The 14,089-nt window shown below is 72.8% G+C and carries 7 protein-coding genes; 1 reads left to right on the top strand and 6 read right to left on the bottom strand.

What is annotated here, in order from left to right; translation table 11 throughout:
* Positions 1 to 2,616 (top strand): SDR family NAD(P)-dependent oxidoreductase (locus ABZY33_RS34855; RefSeq protein WP_356495730.1); only part of this gene is annotated, 2,616 nt, incomplete at its 5' end.
* Positions 2,617 to 2,789: 173 nt separating this feature from the next.
* Here ABZY33_RS34855 and ABZY33_RS34860 read toward each other — a convergent pair.
* The 6 genes from ABZY33_RS34860 to ABZY33_RS34885 form a co-directional block, all read right to left on the bottom strand.
* Complete coding sequence (locus ABZY33_RS34860) at positions 2,790 to 3,356, bottom strand: LuxR C-terminal-related transcriptional regulator (RefSeq protein ID WP_356495731.1); 567 nt, start codon at positions 3,354 to 3,356, stop codon at positions 2,790 to 2,792.
* 563 nt (positions 3,357 to 3,919) lie between these two features.
* Entirely contained in the window at positions 3,920 to 6,817 is a 2,898-nt protein-coding gene (locus ABZY33_RS34865; RefSeq protein ID WP_356495732.1) for an AAA family ATPase, read from the bottom strand.
* Positions 6,818 to 7,370: 553 nt separating this feature from the next.
* Positions 7,371 to 10,259: an AAA family ATPase gene (locus ABZY33_RS34870; RefSeq protein ID WP_356495733.1), complete on the bottom strand. Its 2,889-nt coding sequence runs from the start codon at positions 10,257 to 10,259 to the stop codon at positions 7,371 to 7,373.
* Between the two features lie 145 nt (positions 10,260 to 10,404).
* Positions 10,405 to 11,880 (bottom strand): acyltransferase, encoded by a 1,476-nt coding sequence (locus ABZY33_RS34875; protein WP_356495734.1) that lies wholly within the window; start codon positions 11,878 to 11,880, stop codon positions 10,405 to 10,407.
* A gap of 28 nt (positions 11,881 to 11,908) precedes the next feature.
* Positions 11,909 to 13,129, bottom strand: coding sequence for a cytochrome P450 (locus ABZY33_RS34880; protein ID WP_356495735.1), 1,221 nt, complete (start codon positions 13,127 to 13,129; stop codon positions 11,909 to 11,911).
* Between the two features lie 66 nt (positions 13,130 to 13,195).
* The coding region (locus ABZY33_RS34885) for a cytochrome P450 (RefSeq protein ID WP_356495736.1) at positions 13,196 to 14,089 on the bottom strand (894 nt) is incomplete at its 5' end.

Raw genomic sequence — 14,089 nt, forward strand, 5'->3', positions numbered from 1 at the left:
ACCTCCCGCCTCCGCGTCTCGCACGCCTTCCACTCCCCGCTCATGGAGCCGATGCTCGACGCCTTCCGCGCCGTGGCCGAGCAGATCACCTACGCCACTCCGACGATCCCCGTCGTCTCGAACCTGACCGGACGCCTCGCCACCGAGGGCGAGTTGACGTCGGCCGAGTACTGGGTCCGCCACGTCCGTCAGGCGGTCCGTTTCGCCGACGGTGTCGGCGCACTCGTGTCCGAAGGCGTGACACGTTTCCTGGAAATCGGCCCCGACGGGACCCTGACCGCCCTCGCCCAGGACGGCGCCGCGGACAGCGACGCCCTGCACGTGCCGGTGCTCCGCAAGGACGGGTCCGAGTACATGGCCGTACTCCGCGCGATGGCCAAGTTCCATGTGGACGGCGGGGAGATGAGCTGGGCCCCCGCACTGGGCAGCGGTGTGGGTGGCGAACCGGTGGACCTGCCCACGTACGCGTTCCAGCGCACACGTTTCTGGCCCACGGTCACCGGCGGCCACCCGGCGGCAGCCGGATCGGGGTCGGGCGACGACGCGTCGTTCTGGTCGGTCGTCGAAGGAGGGGCACCGGACCTCGCGGGCACCCTGGGCGTGCCGGACGACGCGCTGAAGGCCGTGCTGCCCGCGTTGACCGAGCTGCGCCGCGGGCACATGGCACGTGCCGAGGTCGACAGCTGGCGCTACCGCGTCACATGGGAACCGGTGGCGCTGCCGTCCCCTGTGCCGCTCGGCGGACGCTGGTTGCTGCTCCAGGCGCCCGGAGCCGTGCCTCTGGCCGGGCTGGAGCGGTTCGCCCCCGGTCTGGAGCGGCTGACCTGCGATGCCCTGGACAGGGAAGGGCTCGCTCGGGTACTGGCGTCGTCCTTCGCGGGTGCGGAGCCGGCCGGTGTGCTCTCCTGCCTGTCGCTGCCACGGACCGGTGCGTCCGAGTCGGACGATCATGGCGTGGTGACCACGATGGCGCTCGTCCAGGCCCTGGGCGACCTCAAGGCGTCGGCGCCGCTGTGGGTGGTCACACAGGCCGGGTTCGGGCCCGGACGGGCGCCCGAGAACCCGGCGCAGGCCGCCGCATGGGGGCTGGGACGCGTGGCGGCGCTGGAGCACGCGGAACGCTGGGGCGGCCTCGTCGACCTGGCCCCCGAGCCAGGCGACGACGGACTCGCCTCTCTCGCCACGCTGTTGTCCACGGGTGACGAGGACCAGGTGTCGGTGCGGGGCGCGGCCGTCCATGCCCGCAGGCTGCGTCCGGGCCCGCTGCCCGCCCCGACCGGCGACGATGACGACAGCCGGCGTACTCCGCGCAGCCTCCTCGTCACCGGCGGGACCGGCGCGCTCGGCATGCGGGTCGCCGAGTGGTTCGCCGGGCGCGGGACCAAGGACTTCGTCTTGGCGAGCCGCAGCGGTCCGGCAACCCAGGGACCCGCCGACGCGGTGGCGCGGCTGAGGGCGGCCGGCGCGGAACGCGTGGAGGTCGTCGCGTGCGACGTCGCCGACCGTGCCCAGGTCGCCGCCCTTCTCACGGCGCACCGGGTCGACGGCATCGCCCACCTGGCCGGCGTCCTCGACGTGGGCCCGATCGACACCATGACGCCCGCTCAGGTCGAACGGGCCATGGCGGCGAAGGCACGGGGCACGGTGTATCTGGACGAGCTGACGCGCGACCGGGATCTCCGTGCCTTCGTGGTGTTCTCGTCGATCGCCGGGGTGTGGGGGAGCGGCGGCCAGGCGGCGTACGCGGCGGCCAACGCCTGGGCCGACGCGGTCGTGGAGCAGCGGCGTGCCCGCGGGGCGGTGGGCGTCTCGGTGGCCTGGGGGCCCTGGTCCGGCGGCGGCATGGTCTCGGACGCGGGCGCGAGTGAGCTGGAGCGCCGCGGCCTGCGGGTGATGGATCCGGGGCGTGCCCTGGTGGGGCTGGAGAGCGCGCTGACCGGGAGCGGCGGCCCGGTGGTGGTGGCCGACGTGGAGTGGCCGCGCTTCGTCCCGGCGTTCACCAGCCGGCGCGCCAGCCCGCTGCTGAAGGGCTTGCCGCAGGCCGACGCGGTCATAGGGGCGCAGGACGCGGCGCCCGCGCCCGGAGGAGCGCTGCCCGCGCTGGTCGAGCAGGTGGCCGCGCTGTCACCGCAGGGGCGCGCCGACGCCCTCCTGGCCCATGTGCGGCGCGTCGCCGCGCAGGCCCTCGGGCACGCCGACACCACCGCCGTCGGCGCGGACCGGGCCTTTCGCGACATGGGGTTCGACTCGCTCACCGCGGTCGAGCTGCGCAACACCCTGATCAAGGACACCGGTCTGTCGCTGCCGGCGACCCTGATCTTCGACCATCCCTCGCCGGGAGCGCTCGCCCAGCACCTCGACGCCGAACTCTCCGGCGGAGGCGGGACCATGGCGACCCTGCTGGCCGACCTGGAGACCGGGTTCGCCCGCATCATGCGCGCCGGCCCCGACCAGGACGCCCGTACGCTGCTCAGCGCCCGCCTGAGGACGCTCCTGGGCGAGGTCGAGGCGACGGATGACACCGACGAGGCGGACGGCGCGGCTCTCGGCGACCTGCTGCAAGAGGCCAGCGACGAGGAGCTGTTCGACCTCATCAGCCGCGAGCTGGAACAGTAGGGCGCGGAGCGTGGAGTAGACAGTAGGAAGCAGCGTGGCCCGCGCGGCGCAGTGCTCCCCTGCGGGGCCACGGCGCCGCGCGGTCCGCACGCATGAGCCGGCGGCCGTACCGATGCCGGTACGGCCGCCGTGGCACTGCGAAGGCGTCGCGGCGTCGCCGCGCTCGAGAGGCGCTACTTGATGAACTCCGGCAGCACCCGCGGCGGCCACTGGCCGACCGACAGCATGCCCATCGAATGGGCGCGCGCCACGAGGGCGGCACGGTTGGGTGCCTTGAGCTTCCGCAGCATGAGACCGACGTGGTACTCGACGCCCTGCCGGCTCAGGTAGAGCCGGGTCGCGAGCTGCACCGTGGAAGCGCCGCTGGCCACTCCTTCGAGGACCTGCGCGTCGAGCTTGCTGAGCAGCCGCTCCTTGGGAGCGAAGACGCACTCCTCGGGGTCCGTGCCGTCCGCGGCCTCGTCCGGCCGCACCTGCACCACGATGCCCGACAGCAGTCCGGTGGTGTTCTGTACGGCGATGCCGGTCAGCTCTCCGGAGAAGGCCCGGCCCTCGTCGCCCAGACCCACCATGCGTGTGGCGAAGCGGTTGCAGCGCCCCTCCGAGAGCCGGTTGAAGTGGCGGTTGAGCACCGAGGGGGAGCTGGGGTGCAGAAGCTCGTAGAGATTCCGTCCGCAGACGTCGACCGAGGTGCGGCCGAACTGGACGGAGAAATCAGGTTCCGCCGCCACGATCTGCATATCGGTGTCGATGTGCGCCGTGTACAGGCGGCGATTGGTCTGATGGTGTGGCCGGCCATCGTGCTGTGTCCGCTGAGGAGCCGAGGAAGTGTGCGGAGCTGCGGCCCTGTCTCTGTTGTGCCAAGGGCCTGCTATTCGCGTGGTCACTGCGACGCACCGTCTTTCTGCATTCACCTGTGGGGGATCACTGCCTGTAGGCAGTTCCGATCGGAGGCGGTGCTGCTTGCCGGGGCCTTGAGGATCGGTCGATGGCTCGTCGTGAACGCCTCTGATCAACTGTGAAGGAGCCTAGGAATCCAGCTGCGGGCCGGTCAAGCAAACTTTTGCATGGCTCCAAAACACTGTGGTTCGGTGGTTCGGTGGTGCGGTGGGCAAGGAACCGGCACGACCTTGCCGGGCGATCGATGACCCGCCTGAGCGGCCAAGAGTCACACAGCGTGAGGTTTTCATCTCGGCTTCATGTCGGGTTCGGGTCGCTCGTGTGTCCGCGCCCGGTGGTGTCCGGAAGCGATGCCCGCACCGCCGCCCGTTTCCCGTTCGACGGTGTCCGTCTGGTGCCCGGTTCAGGATTGCGGCTCCCCGTCGAGCCTTTGGAGTGCCGCGTGCAGCTCGGGGCGTCCGGAAATCCCTAACTTCCGATAGGAGTTGGTGAGATGTTTCTCCACCATGCGTGACGACGTACCCAGTTGGCCGGATATCCCGGAGTTGCTGAGACCGCTGGCGGCGAGGCGGGCGACTTTGCTTTCCGACGGGGTGAGCCGGTTGCCCGACGCCGCGGATTTGCCCGTCCGTTCGGCCAGCTTGCCGCGTATCTCTTCGGCCAGCCGGGGAAGGTCGTGATCCACAGCCAGCTCCAAGGCCCGTTTGAGGCCCGAACTCCTCCGGTTGCGCTTGGTTTCCTCATGGGTGGCCAGCGCATACACGGCCCGGCACAGATCGTAACCGTTGTTGCCTTTCTCCAGCAGCGCCACAGCCTCGTCGAGCACCTCCACGCCCTGCCGCCCCGGGGTGACTCTGCCCAGGACGATCAGGGAGCGGCCCAGCCTGCTGTCGGACCCCCACGCGCGGTACCGGTCGACTTCCAGCTGCGCCGCGGCCCTCGCCTCCTCGTGCTCGCCGAGCCGGCGGTGCATGAGAGCCGCGCACGAGGACCACGGCAGGACGACCGGGTTGAGCCAGCCGATCTGCTCGATGCGCCGGCCGGCCGCCCGGTAGTGGTCGAGCGCGGCCCTGGGCTCGTCGCGCCGCGCCGCGAGCGATCCGCGCGCGACGTGCAGGATCGCCGCCAGATGCTGGTTCTCGGCGTGCAGCCGGTGCTGGGTGAGTATCTGCGCCGCGAGTTCCGGCCGTCCGGTGTTCATCGCGACCATGGCGAGGACGGCCGCGCACACGGTGGGCAGCCCGCTGGTCTCCGGACCCGCCAGCGCGTCGGCCTGGATGATCTTGTCCCGGGCGTAGGCCCGGTGGCCGTCGGCGAGCGCGACCAGGGCCTGTTCGCAGCGGATGACGGCCTGTTCCACGTCACCGCCGCGGCGCTGGGCGAGCCGGTTGGCCTCGCGGAGCCAGTGGGCCGCACCGTCGACGACGCCGGCACCGGCCAGAATGTTCACGGCCAACGGCACTGTGGTGTGGACGTGTTCGGGGGTCGGAGGCTCGCGTTCCAGCAGCCGAGTGGACAACGATGTCAGCTGGTGCGCCGGGACCGCGTTGGCCACGAACGCGATGTGCATCAAAGACGTGACCAGCTCCCGCTCGCCCGTGGTGGCCAGCCGGGGCGTCGGGCCGAGGTCGCGGAAGCGGCGCAGGGCCCGCTGGATGTGCTGGGGGTCCTGCGCGGACAAGATGTGTTCGCGCGCCTCCAGACGCAGGGCCAGCTCGTGCTCCAGCCAGTCCTCCCTGCCGCAGCGCCGCAGTTCTTCGGCGACGGCGGCCCGGATGGAGTCGATGCGGAACGCCGGCGGGTCCATCTGCAGCGGCCCGAGGCGCACGATCGCCTCGGCCCGCTCCCGCACCGAGTCGAGCAGCGGCATGGCTTCCACCATGTGGCGCAGGGAAGCGGCGGTGGCGAAGCTGCGCTCGGCGGTCGCGAGACCGATGAGCAGCCGGGCCCGGTCGCGCCCGGAGAGCGAGGAGTCGAGCAGGGCGCGCCGCAGATAGCGTGCCGCGTCCCGGGGCGAACCGCGGCGCAGCGCGCTGTCCGCCGCGGTCCGCAGGATCCGCACCGCCTCCGGGCCGCGCAGGGAGATCGCGCCCATCAGCTGCTCCGCGGCGAGTTCGGCCGGATGCCCGGTGCGGTGCAGCAGCTCGGCCGCGACCCCGCGCATGGCGGTGCGCTCCTGCGCGGGCATGCTCTCTTCCAGCAGATCCCGCAGGACCGTGCCCGAGGTGAGCCGGCAGGCGCGCGGATCGGCGAGGCCGACGCGGTGCAGTACGCCGATCGCCTCCGTGAGCCCCGCGGCGTCGGTCTCGGCGAGGCGGGCGACGGACTGCGCGTCCGCGGCCGAGCCGAGGACGGTCAGCGCGTAGGCGGTGCGGCGCACATGGTCGGGCTGGGAGCGCAGGAAGGTGTCGAGGCGCTGGCGTACCCGCTCGGGACGCAGGGTCGCGGCGACGGCGGCGTCCTCCGCCGTGGGGCGCAGGCGCAGGTAGTGCGCCTCGTCCAGAACCGTCCGCAGCAGCAGCGGATTGCCGCCGGTGCGCGCCGCCACGGTGTCCACGAACACCGCGTCCGCCGCGTCCCCGAAGGCCTGCTCCACGAGCAGGCGCACGCTGTTGACGCCGAGTGCGGACAGTTCCAGGGTCTGGTCGTGTGCCTCGTCGACGGATTCGTAGGGGCGTTCGGCAGCGGCCGGTGCCGCCGCGCGCTCCAGCGGGGCGAGCAGGTCGCGTACGTGCTGGCGGTTGCCGCGTACGTCGCCGGGAAGCACGGAGAACACGAAGAGGATCCGTCTTCGCGCGCGGTGCGCCAGCGGCAGTGCGAGCGCTTGCAGCGACTCGATGTCCGCCCACTGGAGGTCGTCCACCATGAGGACGAGCGGCCCCTCCTGCGCGAGGGAGCCGAGGAGGGCCGCCAGCCAGCGGGGGGCCTGCGGCCAGGTGAGCGCGGACCAGGGCGGGCGCCCCGCGACCAGGTCGTCCGGGACGGCGGGAAAAGTGCCCTCGGGCAGCGCCTTCGCCGACTGGCCCAACAGGTGCGCGATCTCCTCGGCCGGGGCGACCCCGCGCAGCGAGTCCACCAACTGCCGTACCACGCCGAGCCGGAACTTCTCCTCGGCGGCCGACGCCTGGGCCCGCAGCAGCCGGATGCCCTGCTCCTGGGTGAGGGTGGCCAGGGACTCCAGGAACGCCGACCGGCCCGCGCCCATCGGGCCCTGCACGACCAGGAGCGAGCCCTGTCCGTGCACGGCGCGGCGCAGTGCGGCGGTGGCCTGCGACAGGGCCGACTCGCGTTCTAACAACACGGTGCTGCTGCTCCCTCATGTGCGCCGGCGCCGAACGGTGCCGGGCGGGACTTCGTAGGTCGCTGTGGCATGCGGTCAATTCAAAGGCGTGGCTCGTGCCAGGTGAAGTCCCGAAAATGCACTCATTGGTGCTTGAAAGCTTGAGTGGCAGCAGATCACAGCGAGGGGCGCGCCAGCAAGGGGAGAAAGGAGGCCACTGTCCGGACCGTATTGTGCGCCAAATTGCAGAAAGCGCATGCGTACGCGTGGCGGGGCCGTCGGCCGCCCCGGACCGAGCGAGTAACTGCCGGTCGGCGCCGGGGGCTTCCGCAGAGCGACAGGCGCCGGGACGCACGGCCGATTCCGCGTGAGCGGCAGGCCGCGGTAAACGAGTCCGGGCCGGGCCCCCGGCCCGGTGCGCGGGGCGCGATTTCCGGGAACGCCATCATGCATCGGCCCATTGTCGGCGGCATGACTGAATGCCCGTCAATAGCTGTGGCGCGCCCGGCGGAAATCGACAGCTTTCCGACAGGTACGGGGCGCGGTGCTCAGCGCCGGGCCCGCCTACGGTCGGTCACTTCCCCGACGTGCGTCCACCGGCGTCCGCCGACTCCAGGGCGTCCCGCAGCTCACGCCGCCCGGACAGACCCAGCTTGCGATACACCGAGGTGAGATGGACCTCCACCGTCCGCTGCGTGACGAACAGCGTCTCGGCGATCCACGCGTTGGACCTGCCGTCCGCCGCGAGCCGGGCCACCTGGTCCTCGCTCTGGGTGAGCGCCGCCGGCCCCCGGGAGACCGGACGGCGAGGACGTGCGCCGGTTGCGAGCAGGGCCTGGTGGGCGACGCGGTGCAGGGACCGGGCGCCGACGGTGTACGCCTCCTCCCAGCCCTGACGCAGTACTTCGCGGGCGGCCTTCTTGTATCCGAGCCGCTGGAGCGTCTGCCCGCGCGCGACCCGAACCCGGGCACGCATCAGCGCCGCCGCGGTGCCCGCGAGCACCTGCTCGGCCTCCTCCAGGAGCGGCGGACTCTCGTCGTCGCCGAGGGCCTGCGCCCACAGGCCGAGCCCCGTACCCAGCGCGCACGGCAGGTCCGCGGCCCGCGCGTGGCCGACGGCCTCCTCGGCCAGGGCCACGGCCGCGTGCCGGTTCCCGAGGGCGAGATGGGCGTGCCCGGCCCAGTACCACCAAAACGACAGGGCCGGACTGGTGCGCTGCCACTGCACCTGCCGGCGGCCGCACTCCTCGAGCTGTGCCAGGGCCCGCTCGGGATCGTTCATCGCCAGATGCAGCCGTCCGCGGGCGCACAGCACCTCGTTCCACTGCCAGCCGTCGCCCTGGACCGGATCGGGGATCTGCTTGTCCAGGAGAGCCGCCTCCTTGAGGTCGCCCCGGTCGAGCAGAGCCTGCAGACGTACCGCCAGCGGCAGCGCCTGATGCGCGGTGGCACGCGAGACGGTCCCTTCCTCCAGCGCCGTCGCGGTGGCGCGCAGTGCCTCGTCGAGGGCGCCGAGGCGTTGGTGCGCCTCCGCGTTCAGGGCGAGCAGGCTCGGATAGTTCTGGTCGAGCAGCGGGTCGGTCTCGTCGAGCAACTGCCGGTACACGCGCCCCGCTTCGTGGGGCAGGTCGGCGTAGAGGAGCACCGAGGCCGCGCAGCCGAGGAAGGCCGTGGCGTCGGTGGTCGACGAGCCGCGGCCGATGACACGGCGGGCGGCGGCGACCGCTTCGGCGACGCGGTCCAGGCGGGAGACGGAGATGACGGCGCGGGCCGCGAGCAGCGCCCGCTCCTCGGCGGTGTCGCTGGGCAGCGAGAGGTCGAAGGCGACGGTCTCCAGGAGCTGGCGGTAACCGGCCCGGTCGACCGTGGCGGTGATCAGCACTTGCGCCTCGATGAGCTGGGCGCCCACGATGCCGGACGCCGGGGTCGCCGCGTCGGAACGGTAGCGGTCGAGCAGCGCCACCGCGCGGGCCACCTGCCCCTGACGGGTGAGGGCCTCGGCGAGAGCGCCCAGCGCCGTCAGCCGCAGCGCGGGCGAGGACGCCCGCTCGAGCCCCGCCGTCAGATGGCGGACGCCGGCCTTCGGGTCGATCCGTATCTCCGCCGTGCCGAGTTCGACGAGCAGGCTCGGCTCGCACGCGTCCTCGCTGCCTTCGGGCACGCACGGCCGCAGCAGTTCCACCGCCCGGCCCGGCGCGGCGCGCAGCATCGCCTCGCGGGCCGCCTCCCGCAGCACCGCGCGGGCCCACGGCTGCGGCATGGCGTCCGGGGCGCGGCACAGGTGCTCGGCCACGTCCGCGGGCCGCGCCCCGCTGTCGTGCAGCAGCCGGGCGGCCCGGTGATGGGCGCGGGCGAGTTCGTCCCGCGCCATGTCGCCGAGGACGACGTTGCGCAGCAGGGCGTGGGAGAAGGACCAGGTTCCGTCGCCGTTCGAGGTGACGAGCCCGATGGAGACCAGCATCAGTACCGAGCGGGCGAAGGCGGTGCTGTCCAGGTGGGCCAGGCGTGCGCAGGTCTCCGCGGCCGCGCCGTCGCCCAGCACCGCCAGCGCCCGGGCCGCCTGGACGGTGGCTTCGGGCTGCCGGTGCAGCAGCCGGGCCGCCCGCAGCCGGAAGGCGGGGACGTCGTGCTCACCCATGGCGGTGAAGTGGGCGGCCGTCAGGGGGAGTTCCTCATCCTGGAGCGCCCTGAGCAGCCGGGTCACCATCAGCGGATTGCCGTTGGTGGCGGCCAGGCACGACTCCTGGAAGTCGGGGTCGGTCTCCGTCCCGTTGAGCCGGCGGGTCAGCCGGCCGATGCCGGTGCTGGTGAGCGGGCGGGGCCGCAGGATGTGGCAGAGGGGGAGGGCGGCCACCTCGTTCAGGGGCGGCACATGGGTGCCGCTGCGTCGGGCGAGGGCCAGGAGCACGGGCAGCCCGGCCAGCCGGCGCGCGGTGTGGGCGAGGAACCGCTGGGACGCGGAGTCGGCGTCCTCGGCGTCGTCGACGGCGAGGACCAGCGGGCCGTTCGCCGCGGCGGACCGGACGAATTCGTGCAGCTCGGCCAGTACACCGAAGGAGACCGCCGGGGCGTCGATGTCGTAGCAGGGCGGCCCGTGCGGCCGGGTCTCGGGCCCGCCGGGCGCGCTCGGCCACGCGGTCAGCGGCGACCTGGCCGAGCCGTCCGCGCCCAGCCCGGCCAGCAGGGAGTGGGTGGTGCTCAGCGGGAGCCGGTGTCCCGCCTGTCCGGCGCGGGTGTGGGCGACGTGCAGGCCGAGCGACCGGGCCCGGGCCAGCAGGGCGTGCAGCAGGGTCGTCTTGCCGATGCCGTCGGGGCCTTCGAGCAGCACCAGGGCGGGCCCGCCGGCTGCGGTGTGCCGGGTCAGCCTGTCGAGGACGGCGAGTTCGTGCTCCCGCTCCACCGGCTCCGGGTCCGGTTCGTCGGCGAGTCGCTCCCCAGGACTGCTCCGGTGCGCAGCGGTCATCCCCTGTCCTCCCTCCCGGACCGCCGCGGCGACCCGGGACACGTGTGCGGTCAGCGGGGAGGTTACGTGAAGACCGCCCACCGCACCTCGCTTCTCCCCCTGCCCCCGCTATCCTTGCCCATCGCGAGCTGGGGGAAGTCCTACATCACTCTTTTCCTACGACGGCGCCCTCGTCCCGCCGGTCCTCGTCCGAGCCCGTTCCGGCGGATCCGTCGCGTCCGGTCGACACCTGGCCGGCGGACCCGTTCCATGCGTGCAGGCGCTCGCGCCAGGGCGCGGTGCCGACGCGGGCGGCGTCCGCCTCGGGCAGGCACAGGTAGACGTCCCGGCCCCCGTCCTCCTCCGGCGTCGGCGCGATGTGCACGGTCGGTATCGGAAGGTCGGGGAACTCGTACCAGAACGGCCGTCCCGCGCCCAGGTCGATCCGGTACAGCGGGAACTGCGACCAGTTGTTGACCGAGACGGCCGCCGTCGCCACGTCGGGCGCCCGCACCGACATCACATGGCGGGAGACTCCCTTGCGCCGGTAGGAGTTGAGGAAGGCGATCTCGTCCCGGATCTTGTCCTCGGTGTTGCTCTCCAGGCAGTTCCGCACCTCCCGCGCGAGCGCGCCCAGCGGCGCCGCACGCAGCCGGCCCGCCGTGCGGGAGGTCCAGCTGTTGCTGACGCAGTTGCCCCAGTACGACGCCGGCAGCGCGCCGCCGAGCCGGTGCTGCACCCCGACGATCAGCCCGAGCCACTCGGTCACGTCCGCGGGGCGGGCCCGCAACTCGGCGAGGACCTGCCACAGATGGGCGGTCAGCGCGTCGTTCGTCGACGCCCAGGCGCCGGGTTCCGGCAGGGTGCGCCGGGCCTCGGCCTTGAGCGCGGCCAGTTCCGCCGCGGTGAACCGGGTCGTGACGGTGGCGAGCTTGTTGCTGCCCGCCCGCAGCGTGGTCGTCAGGTGCCGCAGCCGGCCCACTCCGAGGAAAGCGCGCCCCTGCCGCGTCGCCGGGTCCGGCGACGGCCGCCCGAGAGCGTCCAGCACCGCACGGTCGTGGGAGGGGCCGTCCCAGGCGAGGCCGAGGTGCTCGCGCGACCAGCTCTCCAGGAACGCGACGGTGCTGCCGCCGTCCGCCAGACTGTGGTTGATCAGCACACCGAGGACCGAACCGCCGCCGCGCATCTGCGTCAGCCGGACCTTGAGCAGCGGCGTGTCCCGGCCGATGACGCCGAAGGCGCTCACCTCGCGCAGCAGGCTCCCGATCACCGGAGCGGCGCGCAGCCCATGACCGTAGTCGCGCATCGGATCGGGACACGACGCCTCGGTGAACCGCACGCCCGCGTCGTTGCAGACCACGCTCAGCCCGCCGTCCACGTCCCGTTCCAGACGCCCCGCCAGCAGCGGGTAGCGGCGCAGCGTGCGCGCCAGGGAGTCGCGCAGCGCCGCGCCGTCGAGGGTGTCGCGGTAGAAGAAGGTCAGCGGCGTGTACCACGGGCCGGTCAGCAGGTCGTAGCCGCTGAGACGGACGCGGCGGCCGTCGGCCCCGCCGGCGCGGACGGTGTGCACCCGCTCCACGCGGCTCTCCACGACCGTGCGGAACGCGGAGGCGCCCTTCCTTCCCGTGCCCGGGTTCCTCATCGCGGTGTCCTTCCGTGCCACGGCCGCCTCAGTCCCAGGCCACGAGGAGCCGGTCCACGCCGTAGTGCACGGCGCGGTCCCGCAGCGGCACCTCGTCCGCCGGGGTCGCGAGGCGCAGCGCCGGGAACCGCTCGAACAGGCCCCGCAGCCCGATCCGCATGCTGGAGCGGGCCAGGTGCTGGCCCAGGCACTGGTGCGCGCCGAAGCCGAGGGCGAGGTGCTTGCGCGGGACGCGGGTCACGTCGAGCCGGTCCGGGTCGTCGAAGACCTCGGGGTCGCGGTTGGCGGCCGGCAGCGACAGCACCACCGTCTGACCGGCCTTGATGGTCGTGCCGCCGATCTCGACGTCCTCGATCGCGCACCGGCTCGACCCCATCTGGGAGATCGTCAGGTAGCGCAGCAGCTCGTCCACGGCGCCGGCCTCGTACAGCTCCGGCCGCGCGCGCAACAGGGCCAGCTGGTCCGGGTGTTCGAGGAGCGCGAAGGTACTCAGGGCCAGCATGTTGGGCGTGGTGTCCAGCGAGCCGCCCAGGGTGAGGACGGCCAGGTTGACCAGCTCGTCCTCGCTCAGCTCGCCGGTCGCCGAGAGCCGCCCGAAGAAGTCCTCGCCCTGCTGCGCCATCCGCTCCTTGACCATGGGACGGATGAGCCCGTCCATGGACTCCACGTGGTGGATGAACTCCTCCAGCGTGTACGTGAGCGTCATCAGCGCCGAGAAATGCTCCTGGATGCCGTCCATCAGCTCCGGGGTGACGTCCATCAGCGAGCACACCGAGCGCAGACTGACCTTCTCCGCGAAGTCGCTCACCAGGTCGGCGGGGGAGCCCGTGGCCGCCATCTCCGCCAGCGCCTCGTCGACGATCCGCGTCAGCCGCGGTTCGTACTGCTGGATGCGGCGCAGCGTGAAGTGACCGGCGAGCAGCCGCCGGTACTTGGTGTGCTCGGGGGCGTCCGTCTTCGCGAACGAGCCGGGCGGCGAGGGCTGCGGCGCGTACTCGGTCATCGGGAACGGCGGCGCGACCACATGGGCGAGGAGTTCGTTGCGGTGGCTGAAGCGGTCGTCGGCGAGGATCTGCCGGACCAGGTCGTGCCGGGTCACCAGCCAGCCGGTGGTGTCCTTGGGCGCCACCTGGAAGGTGACGGGGCTGACCGGCTCCTCGGCGCGCAGCCGGGCGTACGCGGCGGGCGGGTCGAACGGGCACGTCCCGCGTTCCGAGGGGATCACGGGCGGGTCGGGCCTGGTCTTCATGGACTCACTCCAACGGCGAAGAGGGGAGGGGCGATGGGGCGGGAGAGACGTCCGGACGGGACGGCCTCAGGCACGGTGGACGCGCAGCGGCAGGTGGCGTGCGCCGAAGACGTTGGTGCCGTGCCAGCTGAGCCGCGCCGCGGGGTCGACGCCGATACGGTCGTAGCGGTCGAGCAGGGCCTCCAGCGCGATCCGGCCCTCGAGGCGGGCCAGCGGCGCCCCGATGCAGTAGTGGATGCCGTGACCGAACGCGGCCTGCCGGGCGTTGGCGCGGTCCGGACGGAACGCGTCGGCGTCCTCGAAGACCTCGCCGTCGCGGTTGGCCGACAGCAGCCACAGATGGATGAGGGTGTCGGGGGCGACCTCCGCTCCGGCGAGCGTCGTCGCGGCCGTGGTGACCCGCTCGATCCGGGTGAAGGGCGGGCGCAGCCGCAGCGTCTCCTCGATCACGGCCGGGATCAGCGAGCGGTCCGCGCGCACCTTCGCCAGCAGCCCGGGGTCGCGGTCCAGGCACAGCAGCGCGTTGCCGACGAGCACCGAGGTGGTGATGTGCCCGGCGAGCAGGAGCAGGGTCGCGAAGCTCGCGATGTCCTCGTCCTCGAGGCGCTCACCGTCGAGTTCGGCGCCGACCAGGGTGCTCAGCAGATCGGTGCGCGGTTCCTCGCGCCGGGCCTCGATGAAGCCCTGGAGGTAGGCGGAGATGGTGACCGCCGTCTCCTCCATGCGGCGCACGCTCCGCGGATCCTCCGGGTCGGTGGACAGCAGCTGGTCCGCCCAGCCCTGGAAGCGGTCACGGTCCTCGGTCGGCACGCCCAGCATCCGCGCGATGACCGTCACCGGCAGCGGATTGGCGAGCGTGTCCACCAGATCGAAGGCGTCCCCGGCGGCGGTGTCCAGGAGCTGCCCGGTCAGTTCGGTGATCCACGGTTCGAGACTGGCGATCAGCCCCGGGGTGAACGC

This window comes from Streptomyces sp. NPDC006552, assembly GCF_040611655.1.
In the GTDB taxonomy this organism is placed as follows: domain Bacteria; phylum Actinomycetota; class Actinomycetes; order Streptomycetales; family Streptomycetaceae; genus Streptomyces.